Raw genomic sequence first — 21,385 nt, forward strand, 5'->3', positions numbered from 1 at the left:
CGCGTACGCTGCGCCGACCCCGTTGGAGCGCTCGAGCCCATGTCACTGCCCCGTCTGGTGATCGGCGACAAGACCTTGTCTTCCTGGTCGTTGCGGCCGTGGCTGCTGTTGCGTCACTTCAAGGTGCCGTTCGAGGAAGTCGCGCTGCCACTGGCGACGCCCGAATTCCAGGCGCGTATTGCCGGGTATTCGCCGACCCGCCAGGTGCCGGTGCTGTGGGACGACGCCCTGCATGTGTGGGATTCGCTGGCGATCTGCGAGTACATCAACGAGCGCTGGCTGGACGGGCGCGGCTGGCCGGCCGACCTTGCCGTGCGCGCACAGGCGCGCGCTGCCGCGGCGGAGATGCATTCGGGCTTTGCGGCCTTGCGCAGCCAGCTGCCGATGAATCTGGCCCGCGCGCCGGGCCCTGCCCAGTGGGATGCGGCCGCCGAGCGCGATATCACGCGCATCCAGGCGCTGTGGGCCAGCCTGCGCGCCGAACACGGCCATGCCGGGCAGTTCCTGTGTGGGCAGTTCGGCATCGTCGATGCGATGTATGCGCCGGTGGCGCTGCGTTTTTCCAGCTACGGCGTGCCGTTGTTTGAAGCGGCCGGCGATTATCTGGCGGCGCTGGATGCGTTGCCGGCGTTGCGCGACTGGCGCAACGGCGCAGCGCGCGAACGTGCGGAGCGTGGCTGAAGATGCAAATCGCCTACCGCGCCAGTCACCTCATCGATGCGCATCTGGCCAAGCACGCGCTGGAAGATGCCGGCATCACCGCGTTCGTCTTCGGTGAATCGCTGCTGGGCGGCGCCGGCGAGCTGCCCGCCTTCGGCGTGCTGCAGGTCTGCGTGGCAGATATGCAGTTGACTCAGGCCCAGGCGGTGCTGGCAGAGATCGGCTTGTGCGGGCAGGTCACGCGGGCGCTGTAGCGTTGAACGCGCTGGGCGCCTGTGCAATGCCTGGCGTAGGAGCGCACCCGGGCGCGACGGGCATTGCCGGGAACATACGTCGCGCGCGGGTGCGCTCCTACGAGGGAATCGCGCGATCGCGCGCCCATCAACTCTGCTGACGCCACCCCGGCGGCGCTGCATCCGGCGCGGCCAATGCGCGCAGGCGCTTGAACAACACGGTGGTTTCGGCCACGTTCCAGACCCGCAGTGCGACCTCGAAGGTATCCAGCGGCTTGGTCAAAAAGTCCTTGGCGCCCAGGCCCAGTGCGCGGTGGCGCGCGCTGCGGCTGGGGTCGGCGGTGAGCACGATCACGGGCAGGAACTGGCCAGGGTCTGATAGCCGCGCCAGCTGTTCCAGCAGCGCGTAGCCGTCCAGCTCGGGCATCTTCAGATCCAGCAGGATCAGGTCCGGCGCAAATGCCGAGACCAGGCCCATGACCCGGAGCGGATCGGTGGTGGCGATCACTTGCTGGAAGCCTTCGCGTTGCAGCAGGTCTTCGAGCAACCGCACATTGGCCGGCTCGTCGTCGACAATGAGGATGCGGGAACCGAGGATTTCGTCGCGTGTCATGCCAGCAATCCGTCAAGCACAGTGAAGAATTCCGCCACATCGAGCGGCTTGGTCAGATAGGCGCGCACGCCTTGATTGCCGACGCGCGCCAGCGTGGCGGTCGTGGCATCGGCACTGATCACCACCACCGGGATGGCGGCCAGCGCCGGCTGCGCCTGCAATTCGCGCAACAGCTCTTCGCCGTTGCCATCGCTCAGGTGCAGGTCCAGCAGGATCAGATCCGGCGCGCCGTGCTGCAATAGCGCACGCGCCTGCGCCAGGCTGGCCGCTTCGAGCAGTTGCCACTGCGGGCGACGCTCGGTGAGCGTGCGGATCAACGCCTGATTCGATGGGTTGTCTTCGATGCTCAACAGCCGGCACACGCCGCTGCCGACACTGCTCGGCGGCACCAGCGGCCGCGCAGGTTCGCTTTGCTGATGCTCGCCCTGCGGCAGGGAAATCCAGAACCGCGCGCCATCGCTGCTGCTGTCCACGCCAATCTGCCCACCCATCGCCTCGATCAAGCGCTTGCTCAGCGCCAACCCCAGCCCGGTGCCTTCCACCGCAGAGCGCTCGGCGCCCAAACGCTCGAACGGTGTAAACAGGCGTTCGATCTGCGCCGGGGTCAGCCCCGCGCCCTGGTCGGCAACCGTGATACGCACCTGCTCGCCATCGGCCTGCGCGCTCACCTGCACCTGGCCGCCAGTACGATTGAACTTGACCGCGTTCGACAGCAGGTTGAGCAGCACCTGGCGCAGCCGCTGCGCATCGGCGCGCACCGTCCACGGTCCATCGATGGATGCCGGTTGCAGTGCAATGCCATGCTTGTCGGCATCCGGCGCGATCAGTCCCAAGGCTTCGTGCACGGCCGCGCGTACCGAGACCGGCCCCGGGCTCAGATCAAGTTGATCGGCTTCGATACGCGCGATGTCCAGCAGCTCGGTGATCAACCCGAGCAAGTGCCTGCCGGCACCCAGAATGTGCTGCAGGTGCCGCCGATGACCCGGCTCGGGCAGATCCATTTCCAGCACCTGCGCATAGCCCAGGATCGCATTGAGCGGAGTCCGCAGTTCATGGCTGCTGCGCGAGAGAAATTCGGTTTTTGCGCGGTTGGCGGTTTCGGCCTCGCGCCGCGCCAGCTGCGCTTCGGCTGCGCGTGCGGCCAATAGTTCGCTGGCTTGCGCCAGACGCTGCCCGACCTGGCCCAGCTCGTCGCCGGCACGCGGTTGCGGTGCCAGCGGCAGGCCTTCGCCCAGCCGGTCGGCGTTGGCGGCCAGGGTGCGCAGGCGCCCGGACAATGCCGAGGCGAACCATGCCACCGCAAAGACCGCGCCCAGCCCGCCCAGCATCGCCGCGCTCAAGGTGATGATGAGGTTGCGCTGGCGCAGCCCCTGCGCCTTGGCGGTACGCACCTGCAACTGCGCGGTTTCGTAGTTGCGCAATTCGCGCAGTTCCGCACGCAGGATGTCGAGTTTGTATTTGCCATCCCACAGTTGCCGGATCTCTTCTTCGCGGCTCAGATCCGGTGCCAGCAATCTGCGCCAACCCTGCATTTTTTCGGCAAAAAGCGGCTTGATGCGCGCAAAGCGCCGCGCCTGGCTGGGGTCGGTGATGCGTTGCGAAAGACGGTCGGCCACGCGCTGCAGCCGCGGCTCTGCATCGCGGTACGGGGTCAGGAATTCATCGCGCCGCACCAGCCGATAGCCGCGCACACCGGCCGCGGTTTCGGCCAACAGCGCGTGTGCTTCGTACAGGTCGCTGAGCACTTCCAGGGTCTGGCGCACGTCGTTTTCGGCGGCGATGTTCTGCCGTTCCACGCTGTAGATCGCCATCAACGCAACGGCCAGCAACAGCAGCGGCAGGGTGACCACCGCCAGGCTTTTGCGGGTAATCGGCCAATCGTTCCAACGCACCGCCAATGCATTCATAGCGCAAGTCCGGATTGGACCGCGTACACCGCGGCCTGGGTGCGATCTTTTACCTCAAGTTTCTGCAGGATTCGCTCCACGTGCACTTTGACCGTGCCGGGAGAAATCCCCAGTTCAGCTGCGAGGGTCGCGTTGGTGAGTCCGCGCGGGAGCAACGACAATACCTGTTTTTCGCGCTTGCTCAGCGCGGCCAGACGGTCGTCCTGCAGCGGTTTGCGCCGCCGCGTGGCAATTGGTTTGGCCGGTTCTGCCACCATCGCCGGCAGCAACAGCGCGAACGCCTGCAGCGCCTGCACGTCGTCATTGCCGGGAGGCGGGCGGCCGTCGCTCCAGGCCACGCAGAGCATGCCGTGCGTGGTGCCCAGCGCGTGGATCGGCACCCTGGCTTCGCGCATATCGGACGGGCGTGGCGGCATCCACCAGGCCGCTTCATGGCCATCGCCCGCGGCGCTGGCCCCGGGCGGCAATGCCCGGCCGCGGCTGGCTAACACCTGCGCGCGCGGGCCGCGCTGCGCCAATACCGCGCCGTGTTCCAGGCCCAGCAACAACAGCACCCGCCCGAGGACTGCATCGCAGGCCTGCTCGGGGCTCTGTGCCTGGCGCAGTGCAACGGCTGCTTCCCACAGCGCCTGCCAACGCGCGCTATCGGAGGCCTCGCGGCGCAAGGTCAGGCGCCAATCGCCAGCATTGGTAGGGGTTTCCATAGGTTCGCTCTAGGCCGATCAGCATATTTGAGTATATGCCACTCGGCAGAATTGTTGGGGCTGCTTGATTTCGATACTGGCCTTGCCTGCTGAGGCACCCCCATCAATCACACGGAGACTTCCCATGCGTCGCACCCTCTTCTCTCTGGTTCTGGCTGTGGCTGCCACCCCGGCGCTGGCTGGCGGCGTGATGCATTACACCGACAAGGCCAAGCTGCCGGCCGGCGGCGAGGAGCGCGAAGTCGCTGCGCTGTTCGACACTTGGAACGCGGCGCTGGCCACCGGCAACCCGCACAAGGTGGCCGACCTTTATGCACCGGACGGCGTGTTGCTGCCGACGGTCTCCAACGAAGTGCGCGCCTCGCGCGAGCAGATCGAAAACTACTTCGAGATGTTCCTGACCAAGAAGCCGCAGGGCGTGGTCAACTACCGCACCGTGCGCGTGCTCGACGACGACAGCGCCGTGGATGCCGGCGTGTACACCTTCACCTTGACCGACAAGGCCGGCAACAAGAGCAACGTGCAGGCCCGCTACACCTTCGTCTACGAAAAGCGCGACGGCAAGTGGTTGATCATCAACCACCACAGCTCGGCGATGCCGGAAGTGGACACGCGCGCGACAGTTGCCAAGGCCAAGTAATGCGGCGCGGGCGACAGGCGCCGGTCGGGCAGGCTTGAAAGTGGCTCTGGCCGGCGCCATCCAGCAGGCAATCCTCACGATTGCGGAGTTGCACCATGCTGGGAATCGGCGCCTTCAAACAACGTATGCCACGCCCGGGCGAAGCCCTGCCTGGGCGCGAGCAAGCGCTGCCGCTGCATAACACGCACCTGGTCAACGGCCATCCGTTGCGCGGGGAATTCACTGGTCTGGCCCAAGTGCAATTCGGGCTTGGCTGCTTCTGGGGCGCAGAACGCAAGTTCTGGAACGTGCCAGGGGTTTACACCACGGCAGTGGGTTACGCCGGCGGGCAGACGCCGAACGCGACCTATTCGGAAGTGTGTTCCGGGCAGACCGGCCACACCGAAGCGGTTCTGGTGGTGTTCGACGAACAAGCGGTGTCGTTCGCGCAATTGCTGCGTACGTTCTGGGAAAGCCACGACCCCACCCAGGGCATGCAGCAAGGTAACGATGTCGGCACGCAATATCGCTCGGCGATTTACTGCACCACGCAGGCGCAGTACGACGCCGCGCTTGCCAGCCGCGATGCGTATCAGCAACAACTGACCGCAGCCGGGTACGGCGAAATCACCACGGAGATCCGTTTCCCGGCGCCCACGTTCTACTACGCCGAAGACGATCACCAGCAATATCTGGCCAAGCACCCCAATGGTTATTGCGGGCTTGGCGGCACGGGAGTGAGCTGCCCGATCGGGCTGGATGCCTGACGGTAAGGCGGGCCGGATTGAAACGTTGCCATCCACAAAGATCGTGGCAGCGTGCCGATGGCCGACAGTGACCGGCAGCGTTATCACGATCAGGCACCGCATGGGAGTGCGTGCTAGGCAACTTGAATGGCTGCGTCGGAGACGGCGTGGCCATCTTTTTTTGCGGCGTTCTCGCCAGGCATGCCGCTGATGGCGCGGTGTGTTCGCAGGCGAACCGGCGCGGTGAAGCTGCGCCGCAAATCGCAGTTGCGTGCTGCCACGGCACGCGAGGCGTAAAAACCGGTTGCGTACCCAACCTGGCGCTCGTTGCGCCAGCATTGGAGGCAAGTCGCCAGGGCGCGCGAAAGACCGGTTGGTGCATCGGATGGTCAGCCGATGCAGCGCATCAACCATGCCGGCCTGAATCGAGTGGATTAAACGAATTCTCCGGCAAACATGCCGCGCAACTGGGCAAGCGTGTCGGTGCGCTCCGGATGCAATTGCCGCATGCATGCCAATGCGAAATTCACCGGGCTGGTGCCGGGTGCGGTGATGACGCCGTCGGCGCTGACCACCTTTTCGTGGCGATAGTGCGCAGCGCCTGCGTACGGCACCACGTGCTCCTGCAGGAAGGCCAGCGCGTTGCTGGTGTGCGCGCGCTCATCGAGCAGGCCGGCATAGGCGAAGGCGAGGGTGGCACCGCAAATCGCCGCGACCGGGCGCTGCTGCTGCACGCGCTCGACCAGCAAGCCGCTCAGACCGGGGATTTCGCCGGCCTGCCAGCGTTCGCTGCCGGGCAGGATCCACAGATCGGCCTGCAGTGGCGCCAGATCGGAAAGGGCGAATTCCGGCGTGATGCGCACCCCGCCGATGGACTGCAGCGGTTGCCCGTCGATACTGGCAATGGCGACCTGGTCGCCGAACCATTCGCGTGCTGCCGGCAGCACCACGCCGATTTCCCAATCGGCCACGCCGTCGACCATCACCACTGCAATGTTTGCCATTGTCCGTTACGCCAGTTGAGGGAATCCGGATTCTAGGCAGTGCGCGCGCAGCGGATGTAAGCGATATGTGGAGGGCAGGGCTCACTCGGTCCGGGCGTGACACGGCGCGGGTATGGCGTGACGTTGCCGCGCGGTCTCCTGCCTGTCGTGCAGCGGCGCTGATATGTGGTTGCCGTTGATCCCCGGCAAAGCCGGCTGCGCACGCCGACGCCCGCGAGCTGCCGCACCGGTGTCCGTTATCGGCACGCAGACCGGCTTGGCCGCACATCTCCATCTAAACCCAAGTCAAAAACGACAACGCCCGCAGCCAAGCAGCTGCAGGCGTTGTGAGCAGAACAGGCGCGCTGCGTGATCAGCCAGCGAGCTTGTCGGCGATGGTCTTGCGCAGTGCGTGCAAGTCCTTGGCGAACGTGTCGATGCCGCCGGCCAGCTTCTCGGTGGCCATCGGGTCGGCGGCCAGGCCCGAAGCGAAGCTGTCGCTGTCGATCGGGGTGAACGGGGCATTGTCGGCCTTGGCCGGGGAGAGCTTGCGCGGCAACTCGCCGTGCTCGGCGTCGAGCTTTTCCAGCAGGTCCGGCGAAATGGTCAGGCGGTCGCAACCTGCCAGCGCTTCGATCTGCGCGGTGGAGCGGAACGAGGCGCCCATGACCACGGTGGACGAGCCGCGCTGCTTGAACTCGTTATAGACGGTGCGCACGAAGACCACGCCCGGATCTTCGTCGATGCTAGCCGGGGTCTGCCCCTTGCCCACGTAGTAGTCCAGGATGCGGCCCACGAACGGAGAGATCAGGAACACGCCCGCTTCGGCGCAGGCCAGCGCCTGCGAGCGGTTGAAGATCAGCGTCAGGTTGCAGTCGATGCCTTCTTTCTGCAGCTGACGGGCGGCTTCGATGCCTTCCCAGGTCGCGGCGATCTTGATCAGGATCTTGTCCTTGGACACACCGCGCTCGGCGTACATCGCAATGAACTTGCGCGCCTTGGCGATGGTGGCCTGGGTGTCGTGTGCCAGATCGGCGTCGACTTCGGTGGACACGCGCCCCGGCACCAGTTCGGCCAGCTTGACGCCCACGCCGATGGTGAGCCGGTCGGCGACTTCGTTGACGGTGGCAGTGCGATCGTCGCCGCCGTGCTCGCGGCCCCAGGCCAGCTCGCGTTCGATCAGGTCGGCGTAGACCGGCAGATCCAGGGCCTTTTTGACCAGGGTGGGATTGGTGGTGCAGTCGACCGGCTGCAGGCGCTTGATGGCGTCGTAGTCGCCGGTATCGGCAACGACAACGGACAGTTCACGCAGCTGGGCGAGCTTGGAGGGGGATGCAGTCATGCGGGTTCTCTCGAATCGTGGAACGGGTCGGGGATAGGACGCAGCGCGCTACGTTAGCGCGCTGCGCGCCGGAAGTCGCCCGCCGCTGCGGGTTGGTCGTGCACGGCATTCACGCGCAGGCGAAGGTCGCGTCCGTCGGGCGTGCGCCAATCGATGCTCTGGCCGACCGACAGGCCGAGCAATGCGCTGCCCACCGGCGCAAGCACCGAGATGCGGCCGTGCTGCACATCGGCTTCATGCGGATACACAAGGGTGAGCGTATGCCGTTCGCCATGCAGTTGGTCTTCGCATTCGATGCGTGAGTGCATGGTGACAACATCGCCGGGAATCTGGTCGGGCGGCAACACGCGGGCGCGGCCCAGTTCGTCGCTCAGCGCAGTGGCGGCGGGATGCTTGTTGAAGGTTGGCGAATCGAGCAATGCCTCGAGCCGGGCAAGGTCGTGGCTGGATACCAGGATGGATGGCGGCAAGCCGCTGTGGTGTTGCGAAGTCATGGCAGTCTCCTGACGAATACGGCTTGCCAACACGGCAAGCGGCACTGGCAAGATGAGGGCGCCGGCGGCTGATGGCAATGGATGGTGTGAAGCCAGGACACCGTCAGGGCCGCCAGGCAGTCGCTGCGGGCCTGGTGCGGCGAGCAAGCGCTGCGGTTGGGTCAATTGGAGGGGGAGGGCATGACGGGCGCTGCACACGAGCCTGCTACCAGCCCATGCCGCAAACGCCGCGCCATCGGTCTCAAGCAAGCGAACAAGACGCTGCGCGTACATCGCATGGTCGCGTGGGCAGCGCGCCGCCGCCAGCCGCGTCGAGCAGACAGCGGCGGATTGATGCGCCGCCAACCTTGGGCAAGAGGGCTGCGCACAAACACAAAGCGACGCTCGCGCGCCGCCCATTTCCAAACCTCCCACACCACAGCCAAAGCGATCGCAACCGCGATACGCTTTTCCGATTCCCGATTCCCGATTCCCGATTCCCGATTCCCGATTCCCGATTCCCGATTCCCGATTCCCGATTCCCGAATCCCGAATCCCGAATCCCGAATCCCGAATCCCGAATCCCGAATCCCGAATCCCTAAGCCGCAACCGCCTTCGGTCCTGTCGCCGGCTGATCCAGCGTGAACAGGCTCTCGGGCAATTCCTTGAACAATTGCGAGAGCTGCTCGAGAAATGCGGTCATGGCCGAACTGCGGCGCCACGCCATCGCGATGCGGCGGCTAGGCTGCTTGTCTTCACGGAAGCGGATCAGGCGGATGTTCTCCGAGCGCGCAACAGGCGGCTTGACCGCCAACAGCGGCAGCAAGGTCACTCCGACATTCGCCGCGACCATCTGGCGCAAGGTTTCCAGACTGGTGGCCTGAAATTCGGATTTTTCCAGCGCGCCTGCCAGGTGGCAGACATCCAGTGCCTGGTCGCGCAAGCAGTGGCCATCTTCCAGCAGCAACAGTCGCTGCTCGGACAGGTCATCCAGGGTCATGCTGTCGTGGCGCGACAGCGGGTGGCCTTCGGGCACTGCCAGCACGAAGGGTTCTTCGAACAGGAATTCGGCATGCAGCTGGTCGTCCTGCAATGGCAGTGCAAGCAGTGCGGCATCCAGGCGGCCTTCGCGCAACTGGTGCATCAGCCGATCGCTCTTTTCTTCGATCAGCAGCAGTTCCAGACGCGGAAAACGCTGGCGGATACGCGGTACCACGTGCGGCAACAAATACGGGGCCAGGGTGGGAAAGATGCCCAGGCGCACCGTACCCGCTTCCGGATCCTGGCTGCGGCGTGCGGCTTCCTTCATCTGTTCCACCTCGGCCACGATGCTGCGCGCGCGCACGGCGGCTTCGCGGCCGGCCGGGGTCAGCATGACCTTGCGCGGTGCACGTTCCACCAGCGACACGCCGAGTTCGTCTTCGAGTTTCTTGATCTGGGTGGACAGCGTGGGCTGGCTGACAAAGCAGGCCGACGCAGCACGGCCGAAATGCTTGTGGTCGGCCAGGGCTACCAGATATTTCAGGTCACGCAGATTCATATGCAGCAGCCTTCTTTGCGGTGACGGGGAACGACTGGCGCGTGTGCAAGCTTAGGCGCCCGGGCTGGCCGGGCGCCAAGCAGGCGCTCGCTTATGCCGCCTGGGCCACGCTGTCGGCAGTGGCCGGTGCGCTGGTGCGGATCAGGTGGTCGAATGCGCTCAACGCGGCCTTGGAACCTTCGCCCATCGCGATCACGATCTGCTTGTACGGCACCGTGGTGGCGTCGCCCGCGGCGAACACGCCGGGCACATCGGTCTGGCCGCGGTCGTCGACGATGATTTCGCCGCGCGGCGACAGCGCCACCGTGCCGCGCAGGAACTCGGTGTTGGGGAGCAGGCCGATCTGCACGAACACACCTTCCAGCTCGATGTGCTGGATGTCGCCGCCGGTGCGGTCCTTGTAGACCAGACCGGTGACCTTCTGCCCGTCGCCCAGCACCTCAGTGGTCTGCGCGCTGGTGATGATGCGCACGTTGTGCAGGCTGCGCAGCTTGCGTTGCAGCACTTCGTCGGCGCGCAGCTTGTCGTCGAATTCCACCAGCGTGACATGCGCCACGATGCCGGCCAGATCGATCGCCGCTTCCACGCCGGAGTTGCCGCCGCCGATCACCGCCACGCGTTTGCCCTTGAACAGCGGGCCGTCGCAGTGCGGGCAATACGCCACGCCCTTGTTCTTGTACTGGTCTTCGCCGGGCACGTTCATCTGCCTCCAGCGCGCACCGGTGGACAGGATCACGGTCTTGCTCTTGAGCGAGGCGCCATTGGCCAGCTTGATTTCGATCAGGCCGTCGGCACCAGCCGGAATCAGCTGCTCGGCACGCTGCAGATTCATGATGTCCACGTCGTACTGGCGCACGTGCTGCTCCAGCGCGGCGGCCATCTTCGGGCCTTCGGTCTCCGGCACGGAGATGAAGTTTTCAATCGACATGGTGTCCAGCACCTGGCCGCCGAACCGTTCGGCCGCCACCCCGGTGCGGATGCCCTTGCGCGCGGCATACACCGCTGCTGCCGAGCCGGCCGGGCCACCGCCCACCACCAGCACGTCGAAGGCTTCTTTCGCGGCGATCTTCGCAGCGTCGCGCTTGGCGGCGTTGGTGTCGAGCTTGGCGACGATCTGCTCCAGCGTCATGCGGCCCTGGTCGAACAGCTCGCCGTTCAAGTACACGGTGGGCACCGACATGATCTGGCGGGCTTCCACTTCGTCCTGGAACCAGGCACCGTCGATGGCCACGTGCTTGATGCGCGGGTTGAGCACGGCCGCCAGGTTCAGCGCCTGCACCACGTCCGGGCAGTTCTGGCACGACAGCGAGAAATAGGTTTCGAACTGGTAGTCGCCCTCCAGGTGCTGCACCTGCTCGATCAGCTCGGCAGCGGCCTTGGACGGGTGGCCGCCCACCTGCAGCAGCGCCAGCACCAGCGAGGTGAACTCGTGGCCCATTGGCAAGCCGGCAAAGCGCAGCGAGATGTCCTGGCCCGGCGTGGTCAACGCGAACGAGGGCTTGCGCTGGTTGTCGTCGCGGTGGATGTCCAGGCTGATCTTGTCCGACAGCAGGACCAACTCTTCCAGCAGGTCGAGCATTTCGCGCGAGCCGGCACTGACGTCGATCGAGGCGTTGATTTGAATCGGCCGCGTCACCCGTTCCAGGTAGGCGGTCAGCTGGGTCTTGAGATTGGCATCCAACATGGAGAACTCCTGGGAATGGGCAAGGGGAGGGCATGGCGTCGCTGCGCTGAGGCAGGTCGCCGGGAAGGAAGGGAGTGAACCGCAGCCGGCGCGAGGTCGGGATGCGTGCTGGCGGCGGCTGGCGGGCAGCCCGGCACCGGCTCCGGTTCACCCCCGGCCCAATTGGGCCGGAGATGCTCCGACCTTGCGACAGGTCGGAGGGGGACAGCCGGCTTAGATCTTGCCGACCAGGTCCAGCGACGGAGCCAGGGTCTTGGCGCCTTCCTTCCACTTGGCCGGGCAGACCTGGCCAGGATTGTTGGCCACGAACTGCGCCGCGGTCAGCTTGCGCAGCGTCTCGGTGACGTCGCGGGCGATGGAGTTGTCGTGGATTTCCAGGGTCTTGATCACGCCTTCCGGATTGATGATGAAGGTGCCGCGCAGTGCCAGGCCTTCTTCTTCAATGTGCACGCCGAACGCGCGGGTCAGCTTGTGGGTCGGGTCGCCGATCAACGGGAACTGCGCCTTGCCCACGGCCGGGGAGGTTTCGTGCCACACCTTGTGCGAGAAATGCGTGTCGGTGGTGACGATGTAGACCTCGGCGCCAGCCTTCTGGAAGGCGGCATAGTTGTCGGCGGCGTCTTCCACTTCGGTCGGGCAGTTGAAGGTGAACGCGGCCGGCATGAAGATCAGCACCGACCACTTGCCCTTCAGGCTGGCCTCGGTGACCTCGATGAAGTTGCCGTTGTGGTACGCATTTGCCTTGAACGGCTGGACCTGGGTGTTGATAAGAGACATTGAGTTTCCTCGTGCGGTGAAAGGGGGCGGGGGATGGAACAAGCGCCATGGTAGGCAGAATCGATAGATTCCTCAAATCGATTGATGGAATTAAATAGATAGCCTGTGACTATCAACTCGTCAGATGGCATCTAGCGCAGTCGCAGTGCACGCCATGGTCGATAATGGCCAGCCGATGTTGCGCGTAGGTGAACAGCCCGTATGTCCGACGATCTTGCCGCCATTCCCGCCGATCAGTTGCTTCGCCGCGCTGCCGGGCGGATTGAGCGCTGCGATGCCGAAGCACTGCTGCTGCACGCCTTGGACCGTGATCGCGCCTGGCTGTTCATGCACGGCCGCGATGCGGTGCCTCTATCGGTCGCGCAGGCCTTCGACGCCTTGGTGCAGCGCCGCGAAGCCGGCGAACCGGTGGCCTATCTGACCGGCTCGCGCGGGTTCTGGACGCTGAACCTGGCGGTCTCGCCGGCCACGCTGATCCCGCGCGCCGACACCGAAGTGCTGGTCGAGCTGGCGCTGGAGCGCCTGGACACCATGCCAGGCCATCGTGTCGCCGATCTGGGTACCGGCAGCGGCGCGATCGCGCTGGCTATCGCCAGTGAACGTCCGCAGGCGCAGGTGATCGCCACCGATGCCAGCGCCGCGGCGCTGGCGATGGCCCGGCGCAATGCAGACAGCCATGGCCTGCGCAATGTCGATTGCCGGCACGGGAGCTGGTTTGCGCCGCTGGCGGGGGAGGCCTTCGATCTGATCGCCAGCAACCCGCCGTATATCGCCGCGCACGACCCGCACCTGCAGCAGGGCGATCTGCGCTACGAACCGGCCAGCGCGCTGGCCTCGGGCAGCGACGGGCTGGACGATATCCGCCTGATCGTGGCCGATGCGCCTGCGCACCTGCTGCCCGGCGGCTGGTTGCTGCTGGAACACGGCTGGGACCAGGGGGCGGCGGTGGCCGAACTGCTGGCCGCGCGCGGCTTCGCTGCGGTGGCCACGCATCAGGATCTGGAGCAGCGCGATCGCGTGACCTTGGGGCGCTGGTCGCCAGCTGCGGGCCAGGCCAGCTGAGCAATTGCCTTAGCGCCATTCTCGGCAGACCCACCGCGCGTTCCGACGCGGAGCACGCGCATTCTGCAGGGCGGTCGTGCGTATGCGCCCGCCTGCCGGTGAGCGCTGAAGGTTGATGTGCTCTTCAGGGCCTTGCCCCTCACCGCGCATCCGCCTTTGCGATCGCAGGGCGTTGCCCGTGTGCGTGCGCAGCAGCCGATACACTAGCGGTTTCCCGCAGGACCGACGCATGCGCACGCTCTATCCCGAGATCACGCCCTACCAGCAGGGCAGCCTGAAGGTCGACGACCGCCACACGCTGTATTTCGAGCAGTGCGGCAATCCGCAGGGCAAGCCGGTGGTGATGTTGCATGGCGGCCCTGGCGGCGGATGCAACGACAAGATGCGGCGCTTCCACGACCCGGCCAAGTACCGCATCGTGTTGTTCGATCAGCGTGGTTCCGGCCGTTCCACGCCGCATGCCGATCTGGTGGACAACACCACCTGGGATCTGGTGGCCGACATCGAACGGCTGCGCACGCATCTGGGCATCGATCGCTGGCAGGTGTTCGGTGGCAGCTGGGGCTCCACGCTGGCGCTGGCCTATGCGCAGACCCACCCGCAGCAGGTCACCGAGCTGGTGCTGCGCGGCATTTTCCTGCTGCGCCGTTTCGAACTCGAATGGTTCTACCAGCAAGGCGCGAGCCGGCTGTTCCCGGATGCCTGGGAGCACTACATCAACGCGATTGCGCAGGACGAGCGCGGCGACCTGATCGCTGCCTTCCATCGCCGCCTGACCAGCGACGACGAGGCCACGCGGCTGGCCGCCGCCAAGGCCTGGAGCGTGTGGGAAGGCGCCACCAGCTTCCTGCATGTGGATCAGGACTTCGTCACCGGGCATGAAGACGCCCACTTTGCGCTGGCGTTCGCGCGCATCGAAAACCATTACTTCGTCAATGGCGGTTTCTTCGAGGTCGAAGACCAGTTGCTGCGCGACGCGCATCGCATTGCCGACATTCCCGGTGTGATCGTGCACGGCCGCTACGATGTGGTCTGCCCGCTGCAAAGCGCCTGGGACCTGCACAAGGTCTGGCCGAAAGCACAGCTGCAGATCAGCCCGGCATCGGGGCACTCGGCGTTCGAGCCGGAAAACGTCGATGCCTTAGTGCGTGCCACCGATCGCTTCGCCTGATCGCAGCGGCGCGCGTTGCGATGCGGAGGATCGTTGATTGCCTGCGCGGTGCGCGCGTCACCCGATTTGTAGGAGGGGTCGCTCGCGAAGGACTCGTTTTTCGTAGGAGCGCACCCGGGCGCGAGGTGCTTTATCGGTAACGCCCGTCGCGCCCGGGTGCGCTCCTGCCTGGTATGTGTTGTTCATCGTCGCATGTCGCAAGACAGTTATCGTTGCAGCAACCCATCGGCCAACGGTGGAAGAAGGCGCGCCAATCGTTGCGCCCACGCCGTTTGCCCGGCGGTGTCGGCAATCAGGTCCTGGCGGATTTCCAGTTCCACATGCAGCAGGCCGCGGCCCTCGCCATACACCGGAATGGCGTAATCGGTGGCGTCGCTGACCGCATACGGCTGGTTGTCGCCGACCACCAGGTCGGGTTCGGCACGCAGCGCCTGCAGCAGGCGATGCGCCAGCCGCGTGTCGCGGTGGTAGAGCACGCCGGCATGCCAGGGCCGCGCGTTGCCGGCCATGACCGGGGTGAAGCTGTGCATCGACACCAAGACGGTCGGTTGATGGCGCTGTGCACGCGCATCCAGCTCGGCGGCGATGCGTGCGTGATACGGCGCGAAGATCGCCGCGATGCGCTGCTGCCGGTCGCCGTCGGTCAGGTGCTGGTTGCCCGGAACCAGGGTGCCGTCGCTGACTGCCGGCATCAGGCTGGGAGCGCCGTGCGGGCGGTTGCAGTCGATCACCAGGCGCGAATACGTCTGCGCGATGGCGAACGCATCCAGCGCCTCGGCCAGCCGCTGGGTGATCTGCGCAATGCCGATATCCCAGCCGATATGGCGGTCCAGCTCGAACTGCGGCAGCCCCAGGTCGGCCAGCCGCGCCGGCACGCGTTGGCCGGCGTGGTCGGCGATCAACAGCCACGGCGAGGCGGCCTGCGCGTTGTACACGGCGAACGGCGCCGGATCGTCGGCGCCGAGCAATGGTTCGATGGCTGCGTCAGCCACGCGGGGTGCCGTCCAATGCATGATCGGCCAGATACAGGCCGGCCCAAAGCTTGGGGTCCATCTGATAGCCCTCGGCCATCTTCTGCACCAGCCAGGCGCCGACCTGCGCGCGCGGGATTGCGTGCACGGTGATGTCCTCGCTGGCATCGCCGCCGCCGTCGCCGACCTTGCGCAGACCGGTGGCACGCACGAAGGCGATCCTCTCGCTGCTGGCGCCGGCCGAGGTGGGGCCGATCATCAGCACTTCGGCATGCTCGGCGGTCCAGCCGGTTTCTTCTTCCAGTTCGCGGATGGCCGACAGCTCGATCGATTCATCGGCATGCACATCGCCCACCAGCCCGGCCGGCATTTCGATGGTGCGCGCCTGCAGCGGCACGCGGAACTGTTCGACGAACAACATCGCATCATCCGGCGTTACCGCCACGATGATCGCCGCCAGGCCGCCGGCATGCACACGTTCGGAATACTCCCAGGTGCCACGCACGACCATGCGCTGGTACTTGCCTTCGTAGACCACGGTGGGCGGGGTGTCGGGTCGGTTCATGGGCGGGGACCTTGTGCCAGGGAGACGGGAGGAAACGGTGCGGGGGCGCCGGTGCTGGCGGCCAACAGGCGGCGCCGGGTGAGCGGGCCGAAGCGCAGGCTTTCGCACAACCCGGCGAGCATGTCCGCATCGGCGTGGGCACGCGTGAAGCCGGCCTCGGTGAGCGCCAGCGGCGCGTCGAGCGCGATGGTGGTGAGCTGACGCCACAGCAATGCGTGTTCGCGCTGTTCGCGCAGCCGCACCGCCATTTGCGCCGCGCCGCGCAGGCGCAGGAAGGGAATTTCGTCGATGCGCTCCAGCAGCGCATCCAGGCTGCCGAAGTGCGCCAGCAGCACGGCCGCCGATTTGGCGCCGATGCCGGTCACGCCGGGAATGTTGTCGATGGCATCGCCGCATAACGCCAGGTAGTCGGCGATCTGGTGCGCATGTACGCCGTGGCGCGCCTTGACCCCATCCATGCCCCAGCGCTGGTTGCGCGCGTAGTCCCACTGCTCGTCATGCTCGAGCAATAACTGCGACAAGTCCTTGTCGGCCGACACGATCACCCCGCGCAAGCCGTGCGCCCGCACGCTGTGCAGCGCGCTGCCGATCAGGTCGTCGGCCTCGTAATCGCGGTGGGCCAGCACGCTCAGCCCGAGTGCTGCGCACAGCGCCTTGCAATGCGCGAACTGGCGTCGCAACGCATCCGGCGCGGGCGTGCGGTTGCCTTTGTAGGCCGGGTAGATCGCATGCCGGAAGCAGCTGTCCAGGGCTTCGTCAAAGGCGATGGTGATGTGCTGCGGATCTTCGCGTTCGAGCAGGTCCAGCAGAAACCGCGCAAAGCCGTGCACCGCATTGGTGGGCCACCCCTGCGCATCCTGGAATTCGTCCGGGATGGAGTGCCAGGCACGGAACACGTACAGGCTGGCATCCACCAGATACAGCGGGGACGGGCGCTGGATGGCCAGCGGCGCAGCGTCGAGCGGGTTGGTCGGTGTGGTCACGGCGTCCAGTCGCGCAGCAACGCACGCGGGTCCGGGCGCTCGCGTTCGGGCACCTGCATGCGCGGCGTGCCGATATGGATGAAGCCGGCGATGCGTTCGTTGTCTTGCAGGCCCAGGTAGCCCGTCACCGCCGGGTCGTAGGCCATCCACGCGCTCAACCACTGCGCGCCGAAGCCGTGCGCCTGGGCAGCCTGTAGCAACGCGAAACAGACGCAGCCGGCGGTGAGCAGTTGCTCCTGCACGGGTACCTTGTGCTCCGGGCGCAGCGAGGCGATCACCACGATCACCACCGGTGCGTCGCTGAAGCGTCCACGTTCCTTGGCAAGGGTGGCCGGCGATGCCAGCGGGTCGGCGGCCAGGGTGCGCTCGGCGAGGAACTCACCCAGCGCAGCGCGCGCGGCACCGCTGATGCGCAGAAAGCGGAACGGCACCAGTTTGCCGTGGTCGGGCACGCGCACCGCCGAGGTAAGCATGCGCAGCAAGGTGTCTTCATCCGGCCCGGGCGCGCCGAGTTGTTTGGAGGGAACCGAACGGCGCGCGTCCAGCGCCTGGAGCGAATACGGTGCGTGCATAGATCCGGGTCGGGGCAACGAGGTATCGAATTATAGACGGCCGCTTCCCAACGATCGCTGCAGCGTGGCCGGTGGGGCCGTGGCTCTGCCGCGATCCACCTTCCGTACCCGCACCCATCTGGATTTCATCCACCGCGCGGGCCGCGGATTGTTGCGGGCAAGCCGTCTGGGATCAGCCCGATCTCCGGCGCCTGGTGGTCGGCGACCGGCGGCGTGGGCGGCGGTGCCTCGCCTCACCGGCGGAGCTGGCGATGCCGATGCTGCTGGAACGCCTGCGCCTGCAACGCGATGGCGATATCTTCCATGGCGCGATGCAATGCTTGGCGGATGGTCCGGAAGCGTCCGCGAAGCTGAAGGCTTAACACCCGCACGCGCAGAATGACCGCCGGCAAGCTCCACCGCGACGTTGCGAGCTAGGATGGCCGCTTGGCACGCAAACCCTGGGCGGTCACGAGTAAAGTGAGTAACATGTCACACTTAACGGATGCGCGAACCGCCTACCATGCACGGGCGGAATTTGGGGCCGCGTCTGTTTCTTCTCGTTTTGAAATTTTCACGCCTGCAGAGGCGGGGAGCCTTTGCGCATGACTTTTCAGCCCAGTCCGTCGGGACATCCGGGCCGTGACCAACGCTTGCTCGAGCAGGCGCACGACGTGTTCGTGCCGGCGCTCGCGCAGGTTTTTGCTGCTGCAGTCGCGCATTTCGACGATGTGCTGTTCGACCGTGCCGAATCCGCTGGCGCGTCACAGTTGCTGTTTCTCGATGGCATGCGCGAATTGCGCCGCAAGCGCGAAGACGTTGCACGCCAGTTCCGTCAACAGCTGGAAGACGGCTGGCAGGCGTTGGTGCTCGGCACGCCGTTGTCGGCCGAAGTGGTGCTGGCCGGCGACATGGGCGCCGGCCCGCTGAGTCTGGTGCCCGAGCACGTGCTCGAATCGCGGCTGGCAGTGCGCAATCTGGCCACGGTGCTGTTGCGCGATTTCAAACAGGTGCTGGCGCGGGTGGACCGCCGCCTGGGCTGGATTGCCGGCGGGCTGGAGCTGATGGCCGATACCAACCCGATTGGCCCCGAACATCTGGGCGTGGCGATCCACGAAGCCTTCGCCACCTGCGACCTGGCGCCGGAAGTGCGACTGGTGCTGATCAAGCTGTGCGAACGCGATCTGGCCGAGCCGATCGGCAAGTTGTACGCACGCCTGGACGAAACCCTGGCCAAGGCCGGGGTGATGCCGGAAATTTCGCAAGCCAAGCGCGCGCCGCCGCGCATGCAGCCGCGGGGCGAAACGCCGGAAGAGCGCGGCCAGGCAGAGGCGCAGGGCGCTCATGCCGAGATGGGCGGCGACGATCAGGGTGATCAGTACGCACCGGCCTGGGCCAACCGTTTTCTCGACCGTTGGGCGCACAGCCGCGGCCGCATGCAGGCCGCGACGCAACGCGGGCATGCCGACGGTGGCGGGGCTGGCGGCATGGACGGTGGGGCCGACCATCCCGGCGGTAGCCAGGGCATGCTGCTCGAGGCGCTGCACGAGTTGCTGCAACAGACCCGCAGCGTGCGCGACACCGCCGCTTCTGCCGCCACCGTCGCGGTTGGGCAGCAACGCCCGTTGAGCCAGCGCGAAATGATGTCGGTGCTGTCGCTGTTGCAGGCCACACCCAGCGCGACGCTGCAGGCGGCCATCGGCGACGACACCGAATCGCTTGCGCAGCGCTTGAAGAACGAGGTGCTTTCCAGCGCCACGCGCCTGGGCGTGGACCCGGCTACCGCAAAACTCGACCCGATGGACGAAGACGCCATCGACCTGGTCGGCATGCTGTTCGACGTGATGCTGGACGAGCGCGATCTGGAAAATCGTTCGCGCGAAATGATCGGCCGCCTGGTCGTGCCGTTCGTCAAGGTCGCGCTGCTGGACCGCAAGATGTTTGTGCAGAAGACCCATCCCGCGCGGCGCCTGCTCAACTCGCTGGCTGAGGCCTGCGAAGGCAACAACGGCGACAGCGCTGCCGAGCGCGTGCTGATGGGCAAGGTGGAAGAAATCGTCGACCGCCTAGTGGCCGAATTCAACGAAAACCTGGCGATCTTCCTCACCCTGGAAGAAGAATTCCGCGACTTCCTTTCGCAGCACCGGCGCCGGGTGGAAATTGCCGAGCGTCGTGCCACCGAAACCCAGCGCGGGCAGGAAAAGCTCGAGCTGGCGCGCAGCCGCGCGCTGTTGGAACTGGAGCAGCGTGCGCCCGAAGACGCGGGCCTGCCCAAGGCGGTGGACGACTTCCTGCGCCAGCCGTGGCTGCATCACCTGACCATGGCGATCCTGCGCGACGGCGAGGAAGGTCCCGGCACTATCGAGGCCCTGGCGCTGGCCGACGGCGTGCTGGAAGAACTGGCAGAAGCGCGCCGTCATATCGTCGGCAAGCCATGGCTGCAGGTCTGGCAGCCGGCGCTGCATCGCGTGTTCGCCAGCGTGGGCCTGCACGGGGATGCGGTGGTGGTGGCGATCACCGCCTTGCACGACACCTTGCAGGCGATCGCCGAAGCGCGCCCAGAACTGGAAAAAGCCCTGCCGGAACTGCCGCAGGTCAATCTGCCGCCACCGGCTGCGGAAAGCGTCAGTGTGGTGCTGGGTGCCGAAGCGGTCGCGCAAAGCATCGACAGTGCCGATGCCGAACGTTTCCGCGCAATGGATATCGGCACGTGGCTGGATTTTGTCGACAAGGACGGCAAGGTGCAGGCAGGCAAGCTGTCGTGGGTGAGCCCGATTTCGCAGCGCCTGCTGTTCGTCAATCGACGCGGCGTGCGTTTCTGTGTCGCTTCGCCGGAAGAACTGGCGGTGATGGTACGCCTGGGCCGCCTGCGCGAGCACATCAACGACGGCGCTTTCGACAGCGCGATGCAGGGCGTGATCGATCGCCTGGATCCGTTGCAGAACAACAGCACGGTGCACTGAGCAGTCCTACACGCAGTTGTCGCTGCCGGGGGCGTAGACGATTGGAACGCGCGCGCTGCGCGGGCGTCGTCCGGTACCACCGGCAGGCGCACCGCGCTCTGCCTGGCATCGCCGCGACTGGGCGCAAGACCTGAGCAACGCATGGCTGTGCAGGTGCTGGTGCTGAAAGAACGGGCCGCTGGCACGCCGCGTGGCCGCGACGCCGGAAACGGTCAGGAAACTGGCCGCGCCCGGTGCCGCCGTGTGGATCGAGCCGGGGCCGGCCGGGCCAGCAGCATGCACGATGCCGCGTACCTGCAGGCCGGTGCGCAGCCTGCCTGCGCCGGCGCCATGGCGCAGGCCGAGATGGTGCTGTGCGTGCAGGCGCCCTCTACCGACACATTGCTTCGCTGCAAACCGCACACGGCGGTGATCGGTATGCGCTGGCGCCGGACACGGATCCGGCGCGCCCAGGCATTTGCCACGCGGCAATTGATTGCGTTTCCACTGGAGCGCCTGCCGCGCACCGCACTCGCACAATCGATGGATGTGTTGCGCTCGCAGGCAGGCATGGCGAGTGACAAGGCGGTACGGAGTGCCGCGCAACTGGCGCCGCGTTTCTTTCCGATGCCCATCACCGCCGCCGGCACCATGCGCTGTGCAAAGTGTTGGCGATACGGACGGTGCGTTGACGCTCGGCCGGGACGATGAGTTGCTGGCCAAGACGCGCTATTCGGCGCCGGCAGCGACCGCCGCTTAGGGAAGGTCTGAACAACGCGATCGGAGGATGTGGTAAGCCATATCGGTCGCGGTGACCGCGCTCAGATCCTCGGTTTTTCGCCGTTTTTGGCGCTTTTT

21 protein-coding genes and 2 pseudogenes are annotated in these 21,385 nt (G+C 66.0%); 9 read left to right on the forward strand and 14 right to left on the reverse strand.

Annotated elements, in window-relative coordinates:
- The first annotated feature begins 39 nt into the window (after window positions 1–39).
- Both ACCQ03_RS04830 and ACCQ03_RS04835 read left to right on the forward strand, forming a co-directional pair.
- Entirely contained in the window at window positions 40–681 is a 642-nt protein-coding gene (locus ACCQ03_RS04830) for a glutathione S-transferase family protein (RefSeq protein ID WP_057679194.1), read from the forward strand.
- Between the two features lie 2 nt (window positions 682–683).
- The gene (locus tag ACCQ03_RS04835; protein ID WP_039570790.1) at window positions 684–914 is read left to right on the forward strand and encodes a putative signal transducing protein; all 231 of its coding nucleotides are present in this window, start codon (window positions 684–686) and stop codon (window positions 912–914) included.
- 127 nt (window positions 915–1,041) lie between these two features.
- Here the strand turns inward: ACCQ03_RS04835 and ACCQ03_RS04840 are convergent, their stop codons facing one another.
- The 3 genes from ACCQ03_RS04840 to ACCQ03_RS04850 are packed head-to-tail and all read right to left on the reverse strand — an operon-like array spanning window position 1,042 to window position 4,117.
- Window positions 1,042–1,506, reverse strand: coding sequence for a response regulator (locus ACCQ03_RS04840; protein WP_017157282.1), 465 nt, complete (start codon window positions 1,504–1,506; stop codon window positions 1,042–1,044).
- Window positions 1,503–3,413, reverse strand: a complete 1,911-nt coding sequence (locus ACCQ03_RS04845) for an ATP-binding protein (RefSeq protein ID WP_057679193.1) — start codon at window positions 3,411–3,413, stop codon at window positions 1,503–1,505. Before ACCQ03_RS04845 ends, ACCQ03_RS04840 begins: the two co-directional genes overlap by 4 nt.
- Complete coding sequence (locus ACCQ03_RS04850; RefSeq protein WP_057679192.1) at window positions 3,410–4,117, reverse strand: helix-turn-helix transcriptional regulator; 708 nt, start codon at window positions 4,115–4,117, stop codon at window positions 3,410–3,412. Before ACCQ03_RS04850 ends, ACCQ03_RS04845 begins: the two co-directional genes overlap by 4 nt.
- A gap of 124 nt (window positions 4,118–4,241) precedes the next feature.
- Here ACCQ03_RS04850 and ACCQ03_RS04855 point away from each other — a divergent pair, with 124 nt between their 5' ends.
- On the forward strand, window positions 4,242–4,757 hold the full coding sequence (locus tag ACCQ03_RS04855; RefSeq protein WP_057687012.1) for an SgcJ/EcaC family oxidoreductase: 516 nt from the start codon (window positions 4,242–4,244) through the stop codon (window positions 4,755–4,757).
- A gap of 95 nt (window positions 4,758–4,852) precedes the next feature.
- Complete coding sequence (gene msrA / locus ACCQ03_RS04860) at window positions 4,853–5,503, forward strand: peptide-methionine (S)-S-oxide reductase MsrA (RefSeq protein WP_054318707.1); 651 nt, start codon at window positions 4,853–4,855, stop codon at window positions 5,501–5,503.
- A gap of 113 nt (window positions 5,504–5,616) precedes the next feature.
- Here the strand turns inward: msrA and ACCQ03_RS04865 are convergent.
- From ACCQ03_RS04865 to ahpC, 7 genes and pseudogenes are all read right to left on the reverse strand, one after another.
- Window positions 5,617–5,821, reverse strand: a pseudogene (locus ACCQ03_RS04865) (hypothetical protein).
- Between the two features lie 95 nt (window positions 5,822–5,916).
- Window positions 5,917–6,486, reverse strand: a complete 570-nt coding sequence (locus tag ACCQ03_RS04870) for a type 1 glutamine amidotransferase family protein (RefSeq protein ID WP_008576347.1) — start codon at window positions 6,484–6,486, stop codon at window positions 5,917–5,919.
- 352 nt (window positions 6,487–6,838) lie between these two features.
- On the reverse strand, window positions 6,839–7,807 hold the full coding sequence (locus tag ACCQ03_RS04875) for a transaldolase (protein WP_057680021.1): 969 nt from the start codon (window positions 7,805–7,807) through the stop codon (window positions 6,839–6,841).
- Between the two features lie 53 nt (window positions 7,808–7,860).
- Window positions 7,861–8,301, reverse strand: a complete 441-nt coding sequence (gene rnk / locus ACCQ03_RS04880) for a nucleoside diphosphate kinase regulator (RefSeq protein WP_209225651.1) — start codon at window positions 8,299–8,301, stop codon at window positions 7,861–7,863.
- Between the two features lie 578 nt (window positions 8,302–8,879).
- On the reverse strand, window positions 8,880–9,821 hold the full coding sequence (locus tag ACCQ03_RS04885) for a LysR substrate-binding domain-containing protein (protein WP_017159506.1): 942 nt from the start codon (window positions 9,819–9,821) through the stop codon (window positions 8,880–8,882).
- A 91-nt stretch (window positions 9,822–9,912) separates the two neighbouring features.
- On the reverse strand, window positions 9,913–11,505 hold the full coding sequence (ahpF, locus tag ACCQ03_RS04890; RefSeq protein ID WP_209225649.1) for an alkyl hydroperoxide reductase subunit F: 1,593 nt from the start codon (window positions 11,503–11,505) through the stop codon (window positions 9,913–9,915).
- A gap of 213 nt (window positions 11,506–11,718) precedes the next feature.
- A complete protein-coding gene (gene ahpC / locus ACCQ03_RS04895) occupies window positions 11,719–12,282 on the reverse strand; it encodes an alkyl hydroperoxide reductase subunit C (protein ID WP_003488826.1) in 564 nt (187 codons plus the stop codon).
- Window positions 12,283–12,483: 201 nt separating this feature from the next.
- On the opposite strand from ahpC, the gene prmC reads away from it, so the two are divergent.
- Window positions 12,484–13,344 (forward strand): peptide chain release factor N(5)-glutamine methyltransferase, encoded by an 861-nt coding sequence (gene prmC / locus ACCQ03_RS04900; protein ID WP_209225647.1) that lies wholly within the window; start codon window positions 12,484–12,486, stop codon window positions 13,342–13,344.
- 229 nt (window positions 13,345–13,573) lie between these two features.
- Window positions 13,574–14,515, forward strand: coding sequence for a prolyl aminopeptidase (pip, locus tag ACCQ03_RS04905; RefSeq protein ID WP_039567734.1), 942 nt, complete (start codon window positions 13,574–13,576; stop codon window positions 14,513–14,515).
- A 206-nt stretch (window positions 14,516–14,721) separates the two neighbouring features.
- Here the strand turns inward: pip and ACCQ03_RS04910 are convergent, their stop codons facing one another.
- The 4 genes from ACCQ03_RS04910 to ACCQ03_RS04925 are packed head-to-tail and all read right to left on the reverse strand — an operon-like array spanning window position 14,722 to window position 17,606.
- Entirely contained in the window at window positions 14,722–15,507 is a 786-nt protein-coding gene (locus ACCQ03_RS04910) for an N-formylglutamate amidohydrolase (RefSeq protein ID WP_209225645.1), read from the reverse strand.
- Entirely contained in the window at window positions 15,500–16,051 is a 552-nt protein-coding gene (locus ACCQ03_RS04915) for an NUDIX hydrolase (protein WP_209225643.1), read from the reverse strand. Before ACCQ03_RS04915 ends, ACCQ03_RS04910 begins: the two co-directional genes overlap by 8 nt.
- A complete protein-coding gene (locus ACCQ03_RS04920; RefSeq protein WP_057662651.1) occupies window positions 16,048–17,034 on the reverse strand; it encodes a 5'-3' exonuclease in 987 nt (328 codons plus the stop codon). The genes ACCQ03_RS04915 and ACCQ03_RS04920 overlap by 4 nt, the downstream gene beginning before the upstream one ends.
- The gene (locus ACCQ03_RS04925; RefSeq protein ID WP_057662653.1) at window positions 17,031–17,606 is read right to left on the reverse strand and encodes a nitroreductase family protein; all 576 of its coding nucleotides are present in this window, start codon (window positions 17,604–17,606) and stop codon (window positions 17,031–17,033) included. Before ACCQ03_RS04925 ends, ACCQ03_RS04920 begins: the two co-directional genes overlap by 4 nt.
- A gap of 64 nt (window positions 17,607–17,670) precedes the next feature.
- Here ACCQ03_RS04925 and ACCQ03_RS04930 point away from each other — a divergent pair.
- From ACCQ03_RS04930 to ACCQ03_RS04940, 3 genes and pseudogenes are all read left to right on the forward strand, one after another.
- Window positions 17,671–17,968, forward strand: a pseudogene (locus tag ACCQ03_RS04930) (hypothetical protein).
- A 222-nt stretch (window positions 17,969–18,190) separates the two neighbouring features.
- A complete protein-coding gene (gene pacR, locus ACCQ03_RS04935) occupies window positions 18,191–20,548 on the forward strand; it encodes a PacR family protein (protein WP_057680015.1) in 2,358 nt (785 codons plus the stop codon).
- Window positions 20,549–20,689: 141 nt separating this feature from the next.
- Window positions 20,690–21,238: a Rossmann-fold NAD(P)-binding domain-containing protein gene (locus tag ACCQ03_RS04940; protein ID WP_372359842.1), complete on the forward strand. Its 549-nt coding sequence runs from the start codon at window positions 20,690–20,692 to the stop codon at window positions 21,236–21,238.
- Window positions 21,239–21,385: the final 147 nt, after the last annotated feature.

The organism is Xanthomonas sp. NCPPB 3569, assembly GCF_041475645.2.
GTDB lineage: Bacteria > Pseudomonadota > Gammaproteobacteria > Xanthomonadales > Xanthomonadaceae > Xanthomonas > Xanthomonas phaseoli.